The 22169-nt window shown below is 64.0% G+C and carries 22 protein-coding genes; 14 read left to right on the top strand and 8 right to left on the bottom strand.

Annotated elements, in window-relative coordinates; translation table 11 throughout:
- Positions 1-174: 174 nt before the first annotated feature.
- From IVB22_RS36140 to IVB22_RS36150, 3 genes are all read left to right on the top strand, one after another.
- The gene (locus tag IVB22_RS36140; protein ID WP_247521904.1) at positions 175-1095 is read left to right on the top strand and encodes a peptidylprolyl isomerase; all 921 of its coding nucleotides are present in this window, start codon (positions 175-177) and stop codon (positions 1093-1095) included.
- 221 nt (positions 1096-1316) lie between these two features.
- Complete coding sequence (gene argJ / locus IVB22_RS36145) at positions 1317-2573, top strand: bifunctional glutamate N-acetyltransferase/amino-acid acetyltransferase ArgJ (RefSeq protein WP_247521905.1); 1257 nt, start codon at positions 1317-1319, stop codon at positions 2571-2573.
- Positions 2574-2588: 15 nt separating this feature from the next.
- Positions 2589-2999: a (deoxy)nucleoside triphosphate pyrophosphohydrolase gene (locus tag IVB22_RS36150; protein ID WP_247521906.1), complete on the top strand. Its 411-nt coding sequence runs from the start codon at positions 2589-2591 to the stop codon at positions 2997-2999.
- A 120-nt stretch (positions 3000-3119) separates the two neighbouring features.
- On the opposite strand, the gene IVB22_RS36155 is transcribed toward IVB22_RS36150, so the two are convergent.
- Positions 3120-3965 carry a methyltransferase domain-containing protein gene (locus IVB22_RS36155; protein WP_247521907.1) on the bottom strand — a complete coding sequence of 282 codons (846 nt, stop codon included), beginning with the start codon at positions 3963-3965 and terminating at the stop codon, positions 3120-3122.
- Between the two features lie 78 nt (positions 3966-4043).
- Here IVB22_RS36155 and IVB22_RS36160 point away from each other — a divergent pair, with 78 nt between their 5' ends.
- From IVB22_RS36160 to IVB22_RS36175, 4 genes are read left to right on the top strand one after another with little or no spacing between them, the layout of a single operon-like run.
- Entirely contained in the window at positions 4044-4853 is an 810-nt protein-coding gene (locus IVB22_RS36160) for a ComF family protein (RefSeq protein WP_247521908.1), read from the top strand.
- 28 nt (positions 4854-4881) lie between these two features.
- Positions 4882-5154 carry a glutaredoxin 3 gene (gene grxC, locus IVB22_RS36165; protein WP_247521909.1) on the top strand — a complete coding sequence of 91 codons (273 nt, stop codon included), beginning with the start codon at positions 4882-4884 and terminating at the stop codon, positions 5152-5154.
- Positions 5151-6029: a carbon-nitrogen hydrolase family protein gene (locus tag IVB22_RS36170; protein ID WP_247521910.1), complete on the top strand. Its 879-nt coding sequence runs from the start codon at positions 5151-5153 to the stop codon at positions 6027-6029. Before grxC ends, IVB22_RS36170 begins: the two co-directional genes overlap by 4 nt.
- Positions 6026-6499: a DUF1178 family protein gene (locus IVB22_RS36175; RefSeq protein WP_247521911.1), complete on the top strand. Its 474-nt coding sequence runs from the start codon at positions 6026-6028 to the stop codon at positions 6497-6499. The genes IVB22_RS36170 and IVB22_RS36175 overlap by 4 nt, the downstream gene beginning before the upstream one ends.
- A gap of 116 nt (positions 6500-6615) precedes the next feature.
- On the opposite strand, the gene IVB22_RS36180 is transcribed toward IVB22_RS36175, so the two are convergent.
- The 3 genes from IVB22_RS36180 to IVB22_RS36190 all read right to left on the bottom strand — a co-directional run bounded on the left by IVB22_RS36180 (position 6616) and on the right by IVB22_RS36190 (position 9024).
- The gene (locus IVB22_RS36180) at positions 6616-7515 is read right to left on the bottom strand and encodes a DMT family transporter (RefSeq protein WP_247521912.1); all 900 of its coding nucleotides are present in this window, start codon (positions 7513-7515) and stop codon (positions 6616-6618) included.
- A gap of 263 nt (positions 7516-7778) precedes the next feature.
- Positions 7779-8540, bottom strand: coding sequence for a bifunctional 2-polyprenyl-6-hydroxyphenol methylase/3-demethylubiquinol 3-O-methyltransferase UbiG (gene ubiG, locus IVB22_RS36185; RefSeq protein ID WP_247521913.1), 762 nt, complete (start codon positions 8538-8540; stop codon positions 7779-7781).
- A 4-nt stretch (positions 8541-8544) separates the two neighbouring features.
- Positions 8545-9024: a PH domain-containing protein gene (locus IVB22_RS36190; protein ID WP_247521914.1), complete on the bottom strand. Its 480-nt coding sequence runs from the start codon at positions 9022-9024 to the stop codon at positions 8545-8547.
- Between the two features lie 173 nt (positions 9025-9197).
- On the opposite strand from IVB22_RS36190, the gene IVB22_RS36195 reads away from it, so the two are divergent.
- The 5 genes from IVB22_RS36195 to IVB22_RS36215 all read left to right on the top strand — a co-directional run bounded on the left by IVB22_RS36195 (position 9198) and on the right by IVB22_RS36215 (position 16476).
- Positions 9198-10451 (top strand): aspartate kinase, encoded by a 1254-nt coding sequence (locus IVB22_RS36195; protein ID WP_247521915.1) that lies wholly within the window; start codon positions 9198-9200, stop codon positions 10449-10451.
- Between the two features lie 324 nt (positions 10452-10775).
- Positions 10776-13043, top strand: coding sequence for a phosphoenolpyruvate--protein phosphotransferase (gene ptsP, locus IVB22_RS36200; protein WP_247521916.1), 2268 nt, complete (start codon positions 10776-10778; stop codon positions 13041-13043).
- A 56-nt stretch (positions 13044-13099) separates the two neighbouring features.
- Positions 13100-14179 (top strand): peptide chain release factor 1, encoded by a 1080-nt coding sequence (prfA, locus tag IVB22_RS36205; RefSeq protein WP_247521917.1) that lies wholly within the window; start codon positions 13100-13102, stop codon positions 14177-14179.
- Between the two features lie 184 nt (positions 14180-14363).
- Positions 14364-15245, top strand: a complete 882-nt coding sequence (prmC, locus tag IVB22_RS36210) for a peptide chain release factor N(5)-glutamine methyltransferase (RefSeq protein ID WP_247521918.1) — start codon at positions 14364-14366, stop codon at positions 15243-15245.
- Positions 15246-15732: 487 nt separating this feature from the next.
- On the top strand, positions 15733-16476 hold the full coding sequence (locus tag IVB22_RS36215) for a DUF4167 domain-containing protein (protein WP_247521919.1): 744 nt from the start codon (positions 15733-15735) through the stop codon (positions 16474-16476).
- Between the two features lie 102 nt (positions 16477-16578).
- Here the strand turns inward: IVB22_RS36215 and IVB22_RS36220 are convergent, their stop codons facing one another.
- A complete protein-coding gene (locus tag IVB22_RS36220) occupies positions 16579-17331 on the bottom strand; it encodes a methyltransferase domain-containing protein (RefSeq protein WP_247521920.1) in 753 nt (250 codons plus the stop codon).
- 119 nt (positions 17332-17450) lie between these two features.
- On the opposite strand from IVB22_RS36220, the gene gloB reads away from it, so the two are divergent.
- Entirely contained in the window at positions 17451-18218 is a 768-nt protein-coding gene (gene gloB / locus IVB22_RS36225; protein WP_247521921.1) for a hydroxyacylglutathione hydrolase, read from the top strand.
- Positions 18218-18649, top strand: coding sequence for a cupin domain-containing protein (locus tag IVB22_RS36230; protein WP_374207812.1), 432 nt, complete (start codon positions 18218-18220; stop codon positions 18647-18649). Before gloB ends, IVB22_RS36230 begins: the two co-directional genes overlap by 1 nt.
- An 86-nt stretch (positions 18650-18735) precedes the next feature.
- Here the strand turns inward: IVB22_RS36230 and IVB22_RS36235 are convergent, their stop codons facing one another.
- The 3 genes from IVB22_RS36235 to IVB22_RS36245 form a co-directional block, all read right to left on the bottom strand.
- A complete protein-coding gene (locus IVB22_RS36235) occupies positions 18736-19602 on the bottom strand; it encodes a DMT family transporter (protein ID WP_247521922.1) in 867 nt (288 codons plus the stop codon).
- A 160-nt stretch (positions 19603-19762) separates the two neighbouring features.
- Positions 19763-20488: an acetoacetyl-CoA reductase gene (gene phbB / locus IVB22_RS36240; RefSeq protein ID WP_247521923.1), complete on the bottom strand. Its 726-nt coding sequence runs from the start codon at positions 20486-20488 to the stop codon at positions 19763-19765.
- Between the two features lie 224 nt (positions 20489-20712).
- Positions 20713-21891 carry an acetyl-CoA C-acetyltransferase gene (locus IVB22_RS36245; RefSeq protein ID WP_247521924.1) on the bottom strand — a complete coding sequence of 393 codons (1179 nt, stop codon included), beginning with the start codon at positions 21889-21891 and terminating at the stop codon, positions 20713-20715.
- Between the last annotated feature and the right edge of the window lie 278 nt (positions 21892-22169).

Consider the following 22169-nt stretch of genomic DNA (forward strand, 5'->3'; position numbering starts at 1 on the left):
CTATCGCCGCTGGAGGTTCCGGCACAGATATGGCTGGGTTGGGGCCTTGTCAACGTGGGTCCATCTGTCAAGGAATTCATCATTTTGACAGACTTTTCGCGTTGCCAAGGCCGCATGATTGGGCGAGTGTCCCGCCGCCTTTGCCGCCCCCCTACTTCAAGACAAGGATTTTCCATGACCACCTCGTTCCCGGAAACGAAAACCGGCCTGCGCTTCGGCCTCGCCTCCCTGGCCGCAACGGCCTGTCTGGCTGCGATTCTGGCCGCCAGCCTGCCGGTTCGTGCCCAGGACAACCCTGTTCTTGCCAAGGTTAACGGTGCGGAGATCCGCCAGAGCGATGTGGCGCTCGCGGAAGAGGAACTCGGCCCCAGCCTCGCGCAAATGGACCCGGCGTCCAAGAAGGACAACGTGCTGGCGTTCCTGATCGATCTGAAAATCGTCGCCAAGGCGGCCGAGGACAAGAAGGTCGAGAATTCCGAAGACTTCAAGAAGCGTCTGGCGTTCACCCGCAGCCGTCTTCTGATGGACAGCCTGCTCGCCACCGAGGGCAAGGCTGCGACCACCGACGAGGCCATGAAGAAGGTCTATGAGGAGGCCTCCAAGCAGATCACCGGCGAAATGGAAGTTCACGCCCGGCATATCCTGGTCGAGACCGAGGACGAGGCCAAGGCGATCGCGGAAGAGCTGAAGAAGGGCGGCGACTTCGCCGAACTGGCGAAGAAGAAGTCCAAGGACCCCGGCGCCTCCGACGGCGGCGATCTCGGCTTCTTCACCAAGGAACAGATGGTGCCGGAATTCTCCACCGTCGCGTTCACGCTCGAACCCGGCAAGATCTCCGACCCGGTCAAGTCGCAATTCGGCTGGCATATCATCAAGGTCGAGGAAAAGCGCGCCCGCAAGGCGCCGGACTTCGAGCAGGTCAGAGCCCAGATCGAGACCTATGTGACGCGCAAGGCGCAGGCCGAATACGTCGCCAAGCTGCGCGAAGCCGCCAAGGTCGAGCGCATGGACAAGCCGGCGGAAGCCGCCAAGACCGACGCCAAGCCGGATGCCGCCAAGCCCGCGGATTCCAAGATGGCGCCGGCGAAGAAGTAAGCCCAACTCTATCGTCGTCCCGGCGAAAGCCGGGACCCATAACCACCGATGTTAGTTGTGACGCTCGACCGTATCTCCAGCGTGCACAATAACGTACGCCTGTAGCTATGGGTCCCCGCGTTCGCGGGGACGACGCGGAGGGTAAGCACACCTTACCCCCTCTCCCGCGCAGACGATGAAGGTGATAGAGAGCGCTTCCCTCTCGAAGCCGGAAGTCACCGATGTCCACCACCATCTCCCCCCTCGCCCCGACCGATGTCCCCGAGATGCCCGCGATTGCGGGCGTGAAGCTCGCGACCGCCGCCGCCGGCATTCGCTACAAGGGGCGTACCGACGTGCTGCTCGCCGTCATGGACAAGGGCACCACGGTCGCCGGCGTCTTCACCAAATCCAAATGCCCGTCCGCTCCCGTTGAATGGTGCCGCGCCAAGCTCGGCCGGGGCGGATCTAAGGGAGGATTTGCCCGCGCGCTGGTGGTGAATTCCGGCAACGCCAACGCATTCACCGGCAAGACCGGCAAGCAGTCGACGGCGCTGACCGCGCAAACCGCGGCGAAGGCAGTCGGCTGCACCACCGGCGACGTGTTCCTGGCCTCTACCGGGGTGATCGGCGAGCCGCTCGACGCCACCAAATTCGACGGCGTGCTGACGACGCTGACGGAGGCCGCCACGCCCGACCACTGGATGGACGCGGCCAGGGCAATCATGACCACCGATACCTTTCCGAAGGTTGCGACCGCTACCGTCAAGCTCGGCAAGGCCAAGGTCACCATCAACGGCATGGCCAAGGGCGCCGGCATGATCGCCCCTGATATGGCGACCATGCTGTCATTCGTATTCACCGACGCGCCGCTGTCGTCTTCCGTGCTGCAGGCGCTGCTCAAGAGCGGCGTCGAAGATACCTTCAACGCCGTCACGATCGACAGCGACACCTCGACATCGGATACGCTCTTGGCCTTCGCCACCGGCGCAGCCGCAGCCGACGGCGCGCCGAAAATCAGCCGCGCCAGCGATCCCCGGCTGAAGGCTTTTGCCAAGGCGTTCCGTGACGTGCTGGCCGATCTTGCCGAACAGGTGGCCCGCGACGGCGAAGGAGCGCGCAAGCTGGTCGAGGTGATCGTCGAAGGCGCGACCACCAAGGCCTCCGCGCGCCGAATCGCGATGTCGATCGCGAATTCGCCGCTGGTGAAGACGGCGATCGCCGGCGAGGACGCCAATTGGGGCCGCGTGGTGATGGCGGTCGGCAAGGCCGGCGAGCCCGCCAACCGCGACAAGCTTTCGATCTCGTTCAACGGCATTCGCGTCGCCAAAAGTGGTGCGCGCGATCCGTCCTACAACGAGGCCGAGGTTTCCGAGGTGATGAAGAACCCGAAGATCCAGATCAAGGTCACGCTCGGCCTCGGCAAGGGCCGCGACCGCGTGCTGACCTGCGACCTCACCAAGGAATATGTCGCGATCAACGGCGACTACCGGTCATGAGCGAGACAGCGGCGCATGGCTGACATCAAGCTCACCCTCGTCGTCGCCTGCGCTCTCGTCGATGCCGACAAGCGCGTGCTGCTCGCGCAGCGCCCAGAAGGCAAGGCGCTCGCGGGCCTGTGGGAATTTCCGGGCGGCAAGGTCGAGCCCGGCGAACGGCCGGAGCAGACGCTGATCCGCGAACTTCATGAGGAGATCGGGATCGACGTCACCGAGCCGTGCCTGGCGCCGCTGACGTTTGCCAGCTACGCCTATGACAGCTTCCATCTGCTGATGCCGCTCTACATCTGCCGGCGCTGGGAGGGCATGGTGATCGCGCGCGAAGGCCAGCAACTCGCCTGGGTCCGCGCCAACAAGCTGCGCGACTACCCGATGCCGCCCGCGGACATTCCGCTGATCCCGCACCTGATTGATTTGTTGATGTGAAGCGGGAGGTCGGCGGCTCCCAGTGTACGTTGATGGGTTGGCGTCACAAAATCGCGAAAACAACCCCATGCAAAGTAGAATGCGGCCCCGCTCGCGGCTTCCGCCGAAGGGAACTGCGCGTCAATCGCGCTTCGCCCGCTGCACGGCCGCCTCGAGACTTGCCTTCGCCGAGCCCGGCTTCAACGGTTTCGGCTGGCTCTCATGCGGCGCCCAGCCGGACAGCCAGATCACGTCAAAGGTCGCGCGGATGCGGCCGTCGGCATCCGCGAACCGCTCGCTATAGATCTGCGCCATCCGCAACATGGTGGCGCGGCGGGTCGGCGTGCGCCGCCGCTCGATCAGGATATTGGTCGCGCCCATCCGCCTGATATCAGCCATCAGCGCGAACGCGCTGTCGTAGCGCACCACGACGCGATCGACGTCGGTGACCGGCAGCGCTAGCCCTGCGCGTTGCAACAGCCCGCCGATATCGCGCAGATCCGCAAACGGCGCGACGCGCGGCGATACCCCGCCCTCGCATTCGGCCTCTGCGGCGGCAAAGGATTGCCTGAGCTCCGTCAGCGTATCGCCGCCGATCATTGCTGCCAGCAACAGTCCGTCGGGCTTCAATGCACGTCGGATCTGCGCCAGCACGCCGGGGAGATCGTTGACGAACTGGAATGCGAGCGCCGAGACGGCGAGGTCGAGCGATTGCGGTGGCAGCGGCAGAATTTCCGACGAATCGAGATCGATGCGCCTGATCGACCGGAAGCGATCAGCGACAGGCTTTCGCAGCAATTCGTCCGGCGTCCAGATATCGGCGACATCGGCAAAATTCCGCATCACCGCCTGCAACCGCTCTTCCATGTCCTCCCTGACGCGATCTAGCAGGAACGTCACCGGCCCACCACGCCGCGCGCGCTCCAGCCGCGCACGCAACAGTGCGCGGTCGAACAGGATGGGTGCGGCGGTCGGGTTCGAAACCATGCCGGTTCGTACGCTGGCTCCCCTGTCTCTGGCAATCCTGCGCTTGAGCACGATGCCCGCTGGCGCTAGCCTCGCCCCATGGACGCCGAGGCATCACCATCACGCTCCATCTCCAGCCAGTTGCGCGGCGCGTTGAGCGCCTGCCGCGACGCGTTCGCGCATCTTCCGCGGCTCGCGCTCGACATTGCCCTGCCGACATTGTGCGTGTCCTGCCGCGAGCCGGTCGATGGCGAGGGCGTCTGCGCGGCGTGCTGGGCCAAACTGTCGTTCATCGCACCGCCATTCTGTCCGCGGCTCGGCATCCCCTTTGTGTATGATCCGGGTCCGGAATTGCTGTCGATGGAGGCGATCGCCACCCCACCGGCGTACCAGCGCGCCCGCGCCGCGGTGCGCTATGACGACGTCGCCCGCACGCTGGTTCATTCGCTGAAATACCAGGACCGCACGGATCTGGCGCCGGCGATGGGCCGCTGGATGGCCCGCGCGGGCCAGGAATTGCTCGCAGAGGCCGACGTGCTGGTGCCGGTTCCCCTGCATTGGCGGCGCGGCTGGAGCCGCCGCTACAACCAGTCCGGCGCGCTGGCGCGGGTGATTTCGCGCCAAAGCGGCGTGAAACTGGCCACTGAGGCGCTTCGGCGCATCCGCCCGACCCAGCAGCAAATCGGGCTGTCACGGCCGCAGCGCGCCGCGAACGTTCAGGGCGCCTTCAAGGTCGCTCCCGAGCGCATGGCCGATATCCAGAGTCGCCGCGTCGTCCTGATCGACGATGTGCTGACGTCAGGCGCCACGACCGACGCCTGCGCCCGGGCGCTGCTGCGCGCCAAGGCCACGCAGGTCGATGTGCTGGTATTCGCGCGGGTTGTGGACAGCCACCGGGCTCCCATATAATTCAAATACTTGCCAACCAGAGCGCGCCATGACCGCCATTGAAATCTATACCCGCCCGGGCTGCGGCTATTGCACCGCTGCCAAATCGCTGCTGACGCGCAAGAACGCCGCGTTCTCCGAATTGAACGTGGCAACCGACCCGGCCTATCGCGACCAGATGTACGATCGCGCAGGCGCCGGCTCGACCTTCCCTCAGATCTTCATCGGCACAACCCATGTCGGCGGCTGCGACGAGCTTTATGCGCTGGATCGCGCGGGCAAGCTCGACGCCATGCTGGCGGGAGAAAAGGCCTCCTCATGAGCGCTGGCTCCATTTTTACCGCTGCCATGGTGCAGATGCGCACCGGGCTGTTGCCCGAGCCGAGCCTTGAGCAAGGCATCAAGCTGATCCGCGAGGCCGCGGCGCAAGGCGCCGATTACGTGCTCACGCCTGAGGTGAGCAACATGATGCAACTGAACCGCAAGGCGCTGTTCGAGCATTTGGCCGCCGAGGAAAACGATCTCTCGCTGAAGGCCTATCGCGCGCTGGCTGCGGAATTGAAGATCCATCTCCATATCGGCTCGCTGGCCCTGCGCTATTCGCCGGAGCGCGCCGTCAACCGATCGTTCCTGATCGGGCCCGACGGCAATGTGCTCGCCTGCTATGACAAGATCCATATGTTCGATATCGATCTGCCCGGCGGCGAGAGCTATCGCGAGTCGGCCAACTACCAGCCGGGCGAGACGGCGGTGATCTCTGATCTGCCGTGGGGCCGGATCGGGCTGACGATCTGCTACGACGTGCGTTTTCCGGCGCTCTATCGCGCATTGGCTGAAGCCGGCGCGTCGTTCCTCACGGTGCCGTCAGCCTTCACCAGAAAGACCGGCGAGGCGCATTGGCACACGCTGCTCCGCGCCCGCGCCATCGAGACCGGCTGCTTCGTATTCGCGGCGGCGCAATGCGGCATGCACGAGAACAAGCGTGAGACCTTCGGGCATTCGCTGATCATCGCCCCCTGGGGCGAGATTCTTGCCGAGGGCGGCGTCGAGCCTGGCGTGTTCCTTGCGCAGATCGACCCCGCGAAGGTTGAAACCGCACGCAAGACCGTGCCGTCGCTGCAGCACGGACGGCGCTTCGGCATCACCGACCCCAAGGCCGGCCCGGAGCATCTGCATCTGGTCCGGGGTTCGGCATGATCCGGTATAACCTTCGCTGCGAGAAGGGCCACGCGTTCGAAAGCTGGTTTCAAAGCTCCACGGCTTATGAGAGCCAGGAGAAACGCAGGCTGGTGAGTTGCCCCGCCTGCGGCTCGGTCAAGGTCGAGCGCGCCATCATGGCTCCACAGATCGTGAGCAAGAAGGGCCGCGAGGCCGCCCCGCCTGCGCCGGCCGCGCCTGCGGAAGTGACCGCGCCGTCCGAATCGACGCCGCTCTTGATGGCGCAGGAGCGCGAGCTGCGCGCCAAGCTGAAGGAATTGCGCGATCACATCGTGAAAAATGCCGACAATGTCGGCGAGCGCTTCCCCAACGAGGCGCGCAAGATGCACTATGGCGATATCGAGCATCGCCCGATCTACGGCGAGGCCTCGCCGGAGGAAGCACGCTCCCTGATCGACGAAGGCGTCGAGGTCTCTCCGCTGCCGGTGCTGCCGGATGATAGGAATTAGCGCGAGACATGCTGCCGTAGGGTGGGCAAAGCGCAGCGTGCCCACCGCATCTCAACGAACACCTGTCGCTGGAATGGTGGGCACGCTGCGCTTTGCCCACCCTACCGATTCCCGAGTCAAGCCGCTACCAGCAGCGCCACGCCCACCACGATCAGCACGATGCCGGACAGCTCACGCGCCGACAGCGGCTGCTTGAACGAATAATACGCCACCGCCTGCGCGAACAGCACCTCGATCAGCGCCAGCGTGCGCACGTTCGCAGCCGCCGTCAGCGCAAAGGCCAGAAACCAGAATTGCGAGGCGAACGCGCCCATGAAGCCCGCGAGCATCGAGGGCCGCCACAGTCCGAAAATCTTCATCAGCACATCTGGCGCGCGGACGAGCAGATAAATCGTCAACACCAGTGTCTGCACGAACAGGCCGAACACCAGCGTGTAGGACGCCGCGGTCACAAAGGAGACGCCGGGCACCGTGATGATGGCGCCGCGAAAGCCGATCGCCGAGAGTGCGAAGCAACCGGCGGCGACCAGGCCGATGATGGTCGGCTTCAACTCCGCAAAGCCCTTTTCGCCGCCCGGCCGCAGCGCCGTAATGACCACGCCGACAGTCGCGATTACGATCGCGACCACTTTCAGCAGCGTCAAATGATCGCCGAGGAAGATGAATCCGAAGATCGCGGTCTGGATCGCCTCGGTCTTGAGATACGCCGTCGTCACGACAAAGGAGCGATCGTTCATCGCGAGCAGCATCAGACCGGTGGCGACGATCTGACTGAGCGCACCGAGCAGCAGCCACGGCCAGAACACCGCCGTCGGCCAAGGTACGGGATCGCCGGTCACCGCCACCACGACCACAAAGAAGATGATCGAGAACGGGAAACCGAACAGGAAGCGGATATTGGTCGCGCCCCAAGTCCCGAGCGGCCCCGTCAACGACCGCTGCATCGCATTGCGGGCGACCTGGCCCAGCGCAGCGATGATGGTGAAGGGAATCCAGAGCGTGGCGACGGAGAGCATGGGGAGTACCGGCAGGAAGCTGCCGCACCGTGCCGGGCGGGATGCGTTAGGTCAACAGAACCGGCGTCATGACAGGATTGCGCGCCGCAGAATACGGTGTCGTCCCTGCCTAGTGCGCAATTGCGCACGGGAGCAGGGACCCATACGCCGTGCTCTCTCACGTGAGCACGAATGGTAGACGTCTCGTAGCCCAATTAGCGCCGCGGAGTATGGGTCCCTGCTTTCGCAGGGACGACACCAGTTATCAAAGCGCTAGCATCAACTCACACCCCCTCCGCCACCACCATGTAGTTCACGTCCATGTCGGACGAGATGCTCCATCGGTCGGCAAGCGGGTTATAGACCACGCCGGCCTGTTCGGTGATGGTGAGCCTGTTGTTGGCGAGATGCTGCGCGAGTTCGTCGGGGGTGACGAACTTGTCCCACTGATGGGTGCCGCGCGGCAGCCAGCGCAGCACATATTCCGCGCCGACGATCGCGAGCGCAAAGCTCTTCCAGTTGCGGTTCAGCGTCGAGACCACCATCAACCCGCCTGGCTTGACCATCGCCGCGCAGCGGGCGAGGAACGCGCCGACATCGGTGACATGCTCGATCACTTCCATCGCCAGCACGACGTCGAAGCGCTCGCGCACGTCGATCGCCTCGACCGTAGTGCAGCGGTAGTCGATCGACAGATGCCCCTTGTCGGCATGCAGCCTGGCGGCGGCGATGTTGGTCGCCGAAGGATCGATCCCGATCACCTGCGCGCCCAGCCGCGTGAACGGCTCGCACAACAGTCCTGCGCCGCAACCGATATCGAGGATGCGCAGGCCCGACAGGCAACTCAGGCTCCTGGCGTTGCGCTCGAACTTGCGGCAGGCCGCGTCCCTGATATAGGCGAGCCGCAACGGATTGATCTTGTGCAGCGGGGCCATCTTGCCTTTGGGGTCCCACCACTCGTCCGACAATTTTGAAAATTTTGCGACTTCGGCGGGGTCGACTGTGGAACCCGAGAAACCGGTGGAGGAATTTTGCTGCATGGCCATGGGTTCAGGTGCCGACCGGTCGCGTCGTGATGGCATTGCGAAACGCCAGCGGCGACGCAATGGTGCCAATAGTCTTGTTGCCCTCGCCGACTCCGAAGATCGACACGTCGCCGTAATTGAGGATGCGGCCGAGAATGCTCTGGTTGACGTCGACGCTCTCGACCTTGTCGAGGCTCATCTCGAATGTTTGCCGCTTGATGAAGCCGGTCTTGTGGACCACGCGCATATTCGTAACGTCAGTCTCGGTGGTCCAGTGGTAGAACCAGGCGGTGGCCGTTTTATACAGCGAGAAAATCGCGGCTATCGCGGCCATCGACAGGCACAGCAACATCGGCGTGTCAGCCGCTACCAGGCGGGAGAGCACCAGAAACGCGATCGTGACGACCCAGCCCGCGATCGCAGGCAGGAAGAATATCCAGTGCGCGTTGGTCGAATACAGCACCCTCTCGCCGGGCTGCAGGATATCATCGATAAAACGGCCCATACGCCTGCCTTGAATTAACCCGCTACTACAGCAATTTGCGCCATTTTGGGCCGAAAACGAAGCTGGTTGCTTGCCCCGGACCGCGCCGCTATGTATACGCCGCTTTCGGCCCGGGCGCTCCACTTTCCGTGCGGGTCATCTAACTTATCCTCACAGGGAATGCACGCGTCGTCATGGGCCGCCTCGTGATGAAATTCGGCGGTACGTCCGTCGCCAATATCGACCGAATCCGCAACGTCGCGCGTCACGTCAAGCGCGAAGTCGACGCCGGGCACGATGTCGCTGTCGTCGTGTCGGCCATGGCCGGCAAGACCAACGAACTGGTGGACTGGTGCCGCGACGCCTCGCCGATGCATGATGCGCGCGAATATGACGCCGTGGTGGCGTCTGGCGAACAGGTGACCTCCGGCCTGCTCGCGATCGCGCTGCAGGGCATGGGCATCCAGGCCCGCTCCTGGCAGGGCTGGCAGATCCCGATCAAGACCTCCGACGCCCACGCCTCGGCGCGGATTCTCGAAATCGACGGCACCGAGATCAGTGCCCGCTTCAAGGATCGCAAGGAAGTCGCCGTCATCGCCGGCTTTCAAGGCATCAATCCGCAGACCAACCGAATCACCACGCTCGGGCGCGGCGGCTCGGACACCTCCGCGGTGGCCATTGCGGCCGCGATCCGCGCCGACCGCTGCGACATCTATACCGACGTGGACGGCGTCTATACCACCGATCCGCGGGTGGTTCCCAAGGCACGGCGGCTCGACAAGATCGCCTTCGAGGACATGCTGGAACTGGCCTCGCTGGGCGCCAAGGTCCTGCAGGTGCGCTCGGTGGAACTCGGCATGGTGCACAACATGCCCGTGTTCGTCCGGTCCAGCTTCGACAAGCCCGAGGATATCGACCCGCACGGCACGCCGCCGGGCACGCTGATCTGCAGCGAGGAGGAAATCATGGAAAGCCACGTCGTCACCGGCATCGCCTTCTCCAAGGACGAAGCCCAGATTTCCCTGCGCCAGATCGAGGACAAGCCCGGCGTTGCCGCCGCGATCTTCGGGCCGCTGGCGGACGCCAACATCAATGTCGACATGATCGTCCAGAACGTCTCCGAGGACGGCAAGACCACCGACCTCACCTTCACCGTTCCGGCCTCCGACTATAACCGCGCCCGCGACACCATCACCAACTCGAAGGCCAAGATCGGCTATATCAGGCTCGACAGCGCAACCGACGTGTCCAAGGTCTCGGTGATCGGCAGCGGCATGCGCAGCCATGCCGGCGTCGCGGCGAAGGCGTTCAAGGCGCTGTCCGAACGCAATATCAACATCCGCGCCATTACCACCTCCGAGATCAAGTTTTCGGTGCTGATCGACGCCGCCTACACCGAACTTGCGGTGCGCACGCTGCACACGCTCTACGGGCTCGACCAGACTTAGAACGATTTTCTCTCAAATTTAGTGCATGGTCTGATCGCCAAACCGGCGGGTTTTGGCAGACCATGCGCTTCGCTGGCGCAGCATCGGCCCTGACACACACGTTATTGCTTCTGGCAGGCGTTTTGCTTGGCAAAGCAAGCCTCGATTGGCTATAGGCCTGTGAGGTGGGTTGCCGCAAACTGCGCCACGGTTTTGGCGATCCCGATTCGGCCGGGATCAGTTGCCTGCGGCCGCGCCGAATGAATAAAATTGTTGTTTTTCGTGCGTTTCACGCCAGCTACCGGCCACCCGGCGGGCTGGCCTCGCGGGGGAGGATACCAGCACATGCGGAGCGCTTCGGGAGGCCCCCGCGTCTTGTTGAGACGGCTCCGCGAAACCATGGCGGAGCAGGTCTCGGCCCAGGAACGCCTGGACAAGATCGTGGTGCTGATCGCGGCCAACATGGTGGCCGAGGTCTGCTCTTGTTATGTGCTGCGCATCGATAACACGCTCGAACTTTATGCCACCGAAGGTCTGAACCGCGACGCGGTGCACCGAACGGTGCTGAACGCGCATGAGGGCCTGGTCGGCCTCGTGTCCAGCGAGGCGAGCCCGCTCAATCTCTCCGACGCGCAAAGCCATCCGGCGTTCTCGTTCCGCCCCGAGACCGGCGAAGAAATCTACCATTCGTTCCTCGGCGTGCCGATCCTGCGCGCCGGCAACACGCTCGGCGTGCTGGTCGTCCAGAACCGCGCCAAGCGCACCTATGTCGAGGAAGAGGTCGAGGCGCTGCAGACCACCGCCATGGTGCTGGCGGAAATGATCGCCTCCGGCGAACTGGCGGCGCTGGCGCAGCCCGGCGCGGAACCGGCGGCGCGGCATTCCCTGCACAAAACCGGCGCGATCCTCTCCGACGGCATCGCGCTCGGCCACGTCGTGCTGCACGAGCCGCGCGTCGTCATCACCAACTACATCGCCGAAGACCTGCCGAAGGAAATCAAGAAGCTCGACGCGGCGCTGACCAAGCTGCGCGCCGATCTCGACCGCATGCTGGAGCGCGGCGACGTCGCCGAGGGCGGCGAACACCGCGAGGTGCTGGAAGCCTACCGGATGTTCGCCAACGACCACGGCTGGTCGCACAAATTGCACGAGGCGGTCGCCACCGGCCTCACGGCGGAAGCCGCCGTCGAGCGCGTGCAGTCGGACACCCGCGCCCGCATGCTGCGCTCGACTGATCCTTACCTGCGCGACCGCCTGCACGACCTCGAAGACCTCGGCCATCGCCTGATGCGGCAATTGGTGGGACAGGATCATGCGCCGTCGCGTGAGCAGCTTCCCGAGAACGCCATCCTGATCGCGCGCGCGATGGGACCGGCGGCGCTGCTCGACTACGACCGCAAACGGCTGCGCGGGCTGGTGCTGGAGGAAGGCACCGCAAACTCCCACGTCTCGATCGTGGCGCGCGCGCTCGGCATTCCCGCCGTCGGCGAAGTGCCGAACGCCCCCGGCATCGCCGATCCCGGCGACGCCATCATCGTCGACGGCACCTCGGGCTCAATCTATGTCCGCCCTTCGGCCGAGATCGAATCGGCCTATGCCGAGCGGGTGCGGTTCCGTGCGCGGCGGCAGGCGCAGTATGCCGCGTTGCGCGACATGCCCTGCGTGACCAAGGATGGCCAGCCGGTCGAGCTGATGATCAATGCGGGCCTCGTGATCGACCTGCCTCATATCGACGACACCGGCAGCGCCGGCATCGGGCTGTTCCGCACCGAACTGCAGTTCATGGTCGGCCAGAGCCTGCCGCGCTCTTCCGACCAGTTGGCGCTCTATCGCACCGTGCTGGACGCCGCGGGCTCCAAGCCCGTGACGTTCCGGACGCTCGATATCGGCGGCGACAAGGCGCTGCCCTATATGGAGACCGTGATCGAGGAAAATCCCGCGCTCGGCTGGCGGGCGATCCGGCTTGGTCTCGACCGGCCGGGCTTGCTGCGCGGCCAGATCCGCGCATTGCTGCGGGCCGGCGGCGGCCGCGCGCTGAAGATCATGTTCCCGATGATTTCCGATGTCGCCGAATTCGACCAGGCCAAGGCGATCGTCGAGCGCGAGCTGACCTATCTGCGCCAGCATGGCCATGCACTGCCGGAACGGATCGACGTCGGCACCATGGTAGAGGTACCGGCGCTGCTCTATCAGCTCGACGAACTCCTGAAGAAGGTCGATTTCGTTTCCGTCGGATCGAACGACCTGTTCCAGTTCATGTTCGCGGTCGACCGCGGCAACGCCAAGGTTTCCGAGCGGTTCGACACCATGTCGACGCCGATCATGCGTGCGCTACACGACATCGTGCGCAAAGCGCAGGCCGCGAAGAAGATGGCATCGCTGTGCGGCGAGATGGCCTCAAAGCCGCTCGGCGCGCTGGCGCTGATTGCGCTGGGTTACCGCTCGCTATCGCTGTCCGCCACCGCGCACGGTCCGGTGAAGGCCATGATCCTCGACCTCGACGCCAAGAAGGCCGAGGCTGTCATCATGCCGCTACTGGAAGCGCCGTCCGGCAGCGTCTCGATCCGGAAGAAACTGACGGAATTCGCGGAAGCCGAGGGGCTGTCGTTGTAGCGAGGTTCGCGCCCGACAACTTAGCCGTCCGCATCCGCCTCCCTGAGAACAACGCCATGCTACCCGAAGCCAAACTCGATATCCTGCTCGCCCACCACGCCTCGCTGGAAGCTGAGCTGCTGGGCCAGGTGAATTCCGAAAAATACGTCCAGATCACGCGCGAGCTCGCCGAGCTCAATCCGCTGATCGATGCGGTAAAGGCCTATCGCGTGGCGCGAGCCGAGATTGCCGGTGCCGAATCGCTGTTGGCGGATGCCGCCACCGATCCCGAAATGCGCAGCATGGCCGAAGCCGAGCTCGAAACGCTGCAGGCGCGGGTGGCCGAACTGGAGCAGAAGATTCGCGTGGCGCTATTGCCCAAGGACGCCATGGACGACCGCAACGTAATGCTGGAAATCCGCGCCGGCACCGGCGGCGACGAGGCCTCATTGTTCGCCGGCGACCTGTTCCGGATGTATGAGCGGTTTGCTGCCTTGCAGGGCTGGAAGGTCGAGGTGATCTCGGCTTCCGAGGGCACCATGGGCGGCTTCAAGGAAATCATCGCCGAGGTGCAGGGCCGCGGCGCGTTCGCCAAGCTGAAGTTCGAATCCGGCGTGCACCGCGTGCAGCGTGTGCCCGACACCGAAACACAGGGACGCATTCACACCTCGGCCGCAACAGTCGCGGTGCTGCCCGAGGTCGAGGACGTCGATGTCGACATCAAGACCGACGATTTGCGGATCGAGACCATGCGCGCGCAGGGCGCCGGCGGCCAGCACGTCAACAAGACCGAATCCGCGATCCGCATCACCCATATTCCGACCGGCATCGTGGTCATGATGCAGGACAGCCGCTCGCAGCACAAAAACCGCGCCTCCGCGATGAACATCCTGCGCTCGCGCATCTATGACGCCGAGCGCCAGCGCGTCGATGCAGCGCGCTCCGCCGACCGCAGGGAGAAAGTCGGCTCCGGCGACCGAAGCGAGCGCATCCGCACCTATAATTTCCCGCAAGGCCGCGTCACCGACCACCGCATCAATTTGACGCTCTACAAATTGCCGCAGGTGATCTCGGGCGAAGCGCTGGGCGAATTGATCGACGCGCTGACGACCGAGCATCAAGCGGCGCAACTCGCCGCGCAGGGCGCGGCGGCGTGAGCACCAATCTCACCGTCGTCCCTGCGAAAGCAGGGCCCCATAGCCACCGGCGTTCGACGTTGCTCAAGATGCCAACCCGCACCGCCTCAATCGAGAAGCCGCGGCGCCGCGATGAGCGCGCTCACGCTCGGGGTCCCTGCGTTCGCAGGGACGACGAGCGGACGGTTACTCGCGAAGACGCCACATGAACGATTTCGCCCACCAGACCATCGAGACCGCGCGGCGTGTCCTCGCCGCGGAGTTCAAATCCACCGCCATCGAATCCACCGAGCTCGACGCGCGGCTTCTGATCGGTCACGCACTCGGCCTCGACCTGACCGGCCTGATATCGGCCGCGCAGCGCCAACTCACCCCGGACGAATCGGCTCGCCTCGAAGAATTCGCCCGCCGTCGTCTCGCGGGAGAACCGGTCGCCCGCATCACCGGTGAGAAAGAGTTTTGGGGTCTGCCGCTGCAACTCTCACCCGCGACGCTGGTGCCGCGGCCCGATACCGAAACGGTGGTCGAACTGGCACTGGAACTGCTGCGAGCCGGCGGGAACCTGGATCGCCCGCTGCGCATCGCCGATCTCGGCACCGGCTCCGGCGCGATCCTGCTGGCGCTGCTGTCCGAATTGCCGGCGGCGCAAGGATTTGGGACCGACATTTCCGAAGCCGCCTTGCAAACCGCAGGGGCCAATGCAGCTCGCGCAGGGCTGTCGGATCGAGCGACGTTCATCGCGTGCGATTATGCGAGCGGACTAACCGGCCCGCTTGATCTGATCGTTTCGAATCCGCCCTATATCCGCTCGGCGGACATCGATGGTCTGGCGGCGGAGGTGCGGAATCACGATCCGCTGGCCGCGCTCGACGGCGGCGCCGACGGACTGGACGCCTACCGCGCGCTGATTCCCCAGGCGGCTCGCCTTCTGGCACCGGACGGCTCCCTTGTCGTGGAAGCCGGGCAAGGCCAAAGCGGCCCGATTGAAGCTTTTATGACGACCGCAGGGTTAACGCCTGCAACAGCCCCTAAAGCCGATCTGGCGGGCATTCCGAGGGCCGTCGCGGGCCACAAAATGGCCCGATAAAGTCCTTTTGGAACGCAAAAAAACCCCTTGGAATATTCCCCGGGAGCGACTACGTTCCGCTCACAACATCGGTCCAGGGTTGCTGGCCCCGTAAGATTACACGGGTGAGGCCAGAGTTCTCGAAACGAGAGCCCGCCGGGTGAAAGGTTCCAAAACGCAGGTCGAATTGAGCGCAATAGCTGGAGCTGTGCTGCTCTCGACCGCAAAGCGAACGAAAGCCTGATATTGCGCTTGAAGACTTACGCAACAGCTGATCACGCGAAGTCGTCACGCAAGACGATTAGGCTGGTTTGACTGGCTGAATGATTTGGTCCGGCGCGCGGTGAACGTGGCCGGTTGGGGAACGCGTCTTTGCTGAACGCGATGGTTGGCGAAATCGACGACATGAATCTGAACGACATCGTGATTCGGCGCGCCTGAGCGCGCCCGGATCCGATGAGGATACGACGGCAACTGCATAACTTCAGGGCTGGAATAAAGGCGAGACATGAGAAACGGTCAGAACAACAAGCGGATGCGTAACCGGAACAACAATAATAACAGCAACAACAATAACCGGCGTGGTCAAAACCCGATGACACGGGTGTTCGAATCGAACGGACCCGATATCAAAATCCGCGGCACCGCCTCGCACGTCGCCGAAAAATACGTCCAGCTGGCGCGTGACGCGCGCTCTTCCGGCGACCCGGTCGCGGCCGAGAACTACTACCAGCATGCCGAACATTACTTCCGCCTGATCGCAGCCGCCCAGGAGCAGTTCCGGCAGAACCAGCCGCAGCCGCGCGTCGACAACGAAGCGCCGGCGACGGAAGACGGCGACGACGAGGGCGAGAGCTTCTCGCATTTCGGCCAGGAACCGGGCTTCGTCCCGCAGCAGCCGCAGCCCTACGTCCGCGACAACAATCCGCGCGAACAGCGTGGTGACGGCCAGCCCTTCCAGCGCGACCAGCAGCCGCGCGAGCATCATCGCGAACGCGAGCATCGTCCACAGCCGCAATATCAGCCGCAACCCCAGCCGCAGCCGGTGATTGCCGATACCGGCGGCGTCGATCGCCTGCCCTCCTTCATCACCGGCCCGCAGCCGCAGGTGAATGGCGCGCCCGGCGGGTATGAAGAGGGCCGTGGCGGCGAGCGTTTCCCGCGCCGGCGCCGCAGGCCACATGGCCCGCGTCCCGACAGCATGGCCGCGCCAGCCGCCCCCAGCGAAGATTTCAATCCGGGGAATGAGTAAACGTTCGGCTTCGTAGGGTGGGCAAAGCGCAAGCGTGCCCACCACCTCTGCCAGCGATACCAACAAGACGGTGGGCACGGCGCATGCGCGCCTTTGCCCACCCTACGATTTCAGCTTATCCCTTGTCGCCGTCGACGACGGCACCAGCACCGGCTCCAGTGACGGAATCAGCCGCGTGCGTTCGCGGCCGGCGGGGATCGCGCGGTAGACCTGCTTGGTCGCCTCCACGATATGGACGCCTGCGAACGGCAGCGACAGCGCCGCGCCGACACGCTCCCACGCCATCGCCGAGCGCAGGAACCAGCTATTGCCGACCGGCGGCAGGAACAGCGCCTCGCCCCACGAAGCCGGCGTAAACCAGGTCTGCCGCAGCAATTGCGTGATCTGCGCACGCGAATAGGGCCGGCCGTGACCGAACGGCGTAGTGTCGGTGCGCGTCCATACGCCGCGCCGATTCGGGATCACCGCGATCAGTCGCCCGGACGGCGCCAGTACCCGCCACACCTCGCGCAGCAAGCGCTCCGGATCATCAGACATTTCCAGCGCATGGACCAGCAGGATCCGGTCCACCGCGGCGTCCGGCAGCGGCATCGAAAATTCATCGATCAGGGTCGCCAGCGCGGGACGCGCGGTCGGCCATTTCAACACGCCCTGCGCCGCCGGCATGAAGGCGATGCAACGTTCGGAATCCTCGCGAAACAGGCCGAGATAGGGGGTAGGATAGCCGAGCCCGAGCACGCGCTGCCCGGCCGCATCGGGCCAGCGCGCCCGGATGCCGCGGTTGATCAGCTGCCGCGCCACGATGCCGAGGCGCTGCGAATAGAAGTCGCGGAGATCGATGACGTCGATGGTCATGGGCGCAATCTACCACACCGTGTTTCATTGCGGCGCGCCGAAAATGGCATTGCCGCGCGAGCGTTAACGCCATATTTCTTTGGAATTAATAGGCCGAAAGCCTTAACCACGGAGCTATCATGGCCGCGGAAATTCGCACCTTCACCTGCCTCAGCGACAATTTCGGCTATCTGATCCACGATCCCGCAAGCAAGGCCACCGCATCGATCGACGCGCCGGAAGCCGCCCCGATCATCAAGGCGCTGGAGCGCGAAGGCTGGACGCTGACGGATATTCTCGTCACCCATCACCATCACGACCATGTCGGCGGCGTCGCCGAACTGAAGCAGAAGTATAATTGCCGGGTCGTTGCCCCCAACGACAAGTCCACCAAGATCGCCGATGTCGACCTGCGCGCGGCCCATGGCGACGTGCTCAAGGTGGGAAGCCTGCTGGCGCGGGTGCTGGAAACGCCCGGCCATACGCTCGATCATATCTCCTACGTGTTCGATAACGAAAAGGCGGTGTTTGCCGCCGACACGCTGTTCTCGATCGGCTGCGGCCGGGTGTTCGAGGGCACCTATCCCATGATGTGGGATTCGCTGTTGAAGCTGCGCGCACTGCCGGACGATTTCAAACTCTATTGCGGTCACGAGTACACGGCGTCGAACGTCAAGTTCGCGCTGTCAGTCGATACCGACAATCCCGCGCTGAAGGCGCGCGCCGAAGAAGTGACGCGGCTGCGCGCGGAGAACAAGCCGACGATCCCGGTGCTGCTGGGTGAGGAGAAGAAAACCAACGTGTTCCTGCGCGCGGACGAACCGTCGGTGGCGGCCAAGCTGCACATGAAGGGCGCGAGCGCTGACAAAGTGTTCGGCGAACTCCGCGAACGCAAGAACAAGTCCTGATGTCGCTGCCGAAAGAAGCCGCCGAGATCATCGCGCGGCTGGAGCTGAAGCCGCATCCGGAAGGCGGCCATTATCGCGAGACGTTTCGCGATATCAGCGTGGACGCCGATGGACGCTCGCGATCGACCGCGATCTATTTCCTGCTGGCGCGCGGCGAACGCTCGCACTGGCATCGCATCGATGCGGTCGAGACCTGGCATTACTACGCGGGCGCCGCGCTGACGCTGCGCATCGCCGACGAAAAAGGTCAACGCAGCGCGAAGCTTGGTCCCAATTTCACGGCTGGCGAAGAGCCGCAGGCGATCGTGCCGCCGCACGCCTGGCAGGCGGCCGAGAGCAACGGCGATTGGACCTTGGTCGGCTGCACGGTCGCGCCCGGGTTTGAGTTTTCGAAGTTTGAATTAGCGCCGAAGGAATGGGAGCCGAGTTGATTTCGCAGGGTGGGCAAAGCGCAGCGTGCCCACCATTCAAAGATGCACGTGTAGATAGATGGTGGGCACGCTTCGCTTTGCCCACCCTACTTTTTCCAAACCATATCCTTCGCTGCGATCAAACCACCGCCGGCGATGAGCACGGCCGCGATCGCAATCGTGGCGGTTGCCTGAGCAAAGCCAGCAAGAATCAGAAACGCCGTCGACAGCAACGGCGTCGCGTAGGACGCGGCGCCCAGCACGCGGATATCGCCGCGCTTCATGCCGATGTCCCAGACAAAGAACGCGGCGCCAACCGGTCCGACGCCGAGCGCGATGATGGCAAGCCATTGCCCGATCGTCTCCGGCCACACCGTGGTCTCGACCATGAAATGCACGAGCGCGGCCAGCGCTGCGGTCGCGAGACAGAAGCCCGCCACCGCGTCCGTCGGCACTGCCTTGAGCTTGCGCGACATCACCGAATACGCCGCCCATACGAAGGCGGCAACGAAGGCTGCGGCAAGTCCCGGTATCTGGCCGGGCGCAAAGCTCGCGCCATTGCCGGCGAACAGCAGCACGGTGCCAGCGAGCCCGAGCAGCGCGCCGATGATGTGATGCGGCGCCAGCCGTTCGCCCGGTAGCAACGACGAAAACAGCACGATCAACAGCGGCCAGAGATAGTTCAGCAGGCCGGCCTCGGCCGGCGGCGCGAAGCGAAGCGCGAGGAAATACAGCGCGTGATAGCCGAACAATCCACCGACGCCGACGACCCAGGCGACCGCCGGCTGCCTGAGCGCGTTGAAGGCGGAAGGCCGGAACAGGAAACTTGCAAGGGCAACCAGGGCTCCGATCGCAAACGTCATCGCGGCGAGTTGGAACGCGGGGATCCTTCCGGTCGCAACCGTCAGGACGGACAGCAGCGACCACATCAGGATCGCGGTCAGTCCGATCAGGGTAGCGGTACGGGGAGTCATGGGGCCAAGCACTTTCCGTCATGGCCGGGCTCGCTCCCGGCCATCCACGTTCTTTTTCGCCGGATGGTTTTAAAGACGTGGATGCCCGGGACAAGCCCGGGCATGACGACAATTTATGAGCCGTTGCGACATGCAACAGCCAGGCGATGACGAGACGCCATCACACCATGTACTGCCCGCCATTGACCGTCATGGTCGAGCCGGTGATGCCGCCGGCCTCGTCAGCAGCGAGGAACACCACGGCGCGGGCGATTTCCTCGGGCTCGCCGAGACGATTGACCGGGATCAGCGGCAGGATGCTCTTCTCCAGCACCTCCTTCGGCACCGCCTGCACCATTTCGGTGTTGATGTAGCCGGGGCAGATCGCGTTCACGGTGATACCGCCCTTTGCGTTCTCCAGTGCCAGCGCCTTGGTGAAGCCGATGTCGCCGGCCTTGGCCGCCGAATAATTGACTTGCCCGAACTGGCCCTTCTGGCCGTTGATCGAGGAGATGTTGATGACGCGGCCGAACTTGCGGGCGCGCATGCCTTCGATCACCTGGCGCGTCATGTTGAACAGCGAGCCGAGATTGGTGTTGATGACCGCGTTCCACTGATCGAGCGTCATCTTGTGGAAGGCGCCGTCCTTGGTGATGCCGGCATTGTTGATCAGCACGTCGACCGGGCCGAGGTCGGCTTCGACCTTCTTGACGCCGGCTGCGCAGTCGTCGAATGAGCTGACGTCCCATTTGTAGACGGGGATGCCGGTCTCCGATTTGAATTTTTCGGCGGCGGCGTCGTTGCCGGCGTAGCTCGCCGCTACCGTATAGCCGGCGGCCTTCAGCGCCTTGCTGATCGCAGCGCCAATGCCCCTCGTACCCCCCGTTACCAATGCAACACGTGCCATGTCGTAGTCCTCCTTGGTGGTCTTCTTGATACGCCGGAATTGTCCCGGTCTTTTGACGAAACTCAATCTTCGGGTTTTGAAGCGCTCTTATTTTGCAGCGCTCTCGGAAGCGCTTGCGTAAGATGAAAATGCCCGGCGCGAGACCGGGCATTTCATCTTTATCAATTCGAGCCGCGGTTGCGAGATGATCTTTTCATCATTCAACCAGTCACGCTGCCTTTAGTTCAGTCGCGTGCAATGCACATCGCGATGCCCATGCCGCCGCCGATGCACAGCGTGGCGAGGCCCTTCTTGGCATCGCGCTTCTGCATCTCGTGCAGCAGCGTCACCAGCACGCGCGCGCCGGAGGCGCCGACCGGGTGGCCGATCGCGATCGCGCCGCCATTGACGTTGACCTTGCCGGTATCCCAGCCGAGGTCCTTGTTTACGGCGCAGGCCTGCGCCGCGAACGCCTCGTTGGCCTCGATCAGGTCGAGGTCGCCGATGTTCCAGCCGGCCTTCTTCAGCGCGGCGCGGGAAGCCGGGATCGGCCCAGTGCCCATGATCTTGGGATCGACGCCGGCCTGCCCCCAAGACACGATGCGGCCGAGCACCTTCTTGCCTTCCTTGGCAGCCTGCTTGGCGGTCATCAGCACCACGGCGGCGGCGCCGTCATTGATGCCGGATGCGCTGCCGGCGGTGACGGTGCCGTCCTTTTCGAAGGCGGGCTTCAGCTTCGCCATCGAGTCGATGGTGGCGCCGTGGCGCGGATATTCGTCGTCGCTGACGATGATGTCGCCCTTGCGGGTCTTGATGGTGACGGGGACGATTTCGTCCTTGAACTTGCCGGCCTTCTGCGCCGCCTCGGCCTTGTTCTGCGAGAAAACCGCGAACTCATCCTGCTGCGCGCGGGTGATCTGGTACTGCCGCGCGACGTTCTCGGCGGTGTTGCCCATGTGGTAGCCGTTGAAGGCGTCCCACAGGCCGTCCTTGATCATGGTGTCGACCAGTTCGAGGCCGCCCATCTTGACGCCGCCGCGCAGATACTGCGCGTGCGGGGCCATGCTCATGGATTCCTGGCCGCCGGCGACCACGATTTCCGAATCGCCGTTGAGCAGCGCCTGGTAGCCGAGCGCGACCGTGCGCAGGCCGCTGCCGCAGAGCTGGTTGACGCCCCAGGCCGGGCTTTCCACCGGAATACCGGCGGCGATCGAGGCCTGGCGGGCCGGGTTCTGGCCCTGCGCCGCGGTCAGGATCTGGCCCATGATGACTTCGGAGACGCGGCCCGGCTCGATGCCAGCCCGCTCGAGCGCAGCCTTGATGGCGACGGCGCCGAGGTCATGCGCCGGGGTGGTGGCGAACGCGCCGTTGAAGCTGCCGACCGGGGTGCGGGCGGCGCTGACGATGACGACATCGTCTGACATGGACATCTCCTTATTAGGTTTCTTGGGCTTGAGGTTTCTTCGACGGCGGGCGGCCGGATGGCGTGCCTGTCTCTCACCTCATCCTGTTAACCCCATTGACCCATGTCAATTGGCCGAGGCCCAAATTCCTTCCGCGGCGCATTCAAATTGATCCCCGTGAGGGTTTCCATAGCAGCGTCCATGCCTTGGAATTAACCGTGCCGCACAAAACGGTAGCCGAACCGTATTGAAAATGCTTACTTTGCTGCGTTGCGTTGCTCGTCTGCCCGTCGGTGATG

Origin of the sequence: Bradyrhizobium sp. 190, assembly GCF_023073415.1 — a bacterium.
Classification (GTDB): domain Bacteria; phylum Pseudomonadota; class Alphaproteobacteria; order Rhizobiales; family Xanthobacteraceae; genus Bradyrhizobium.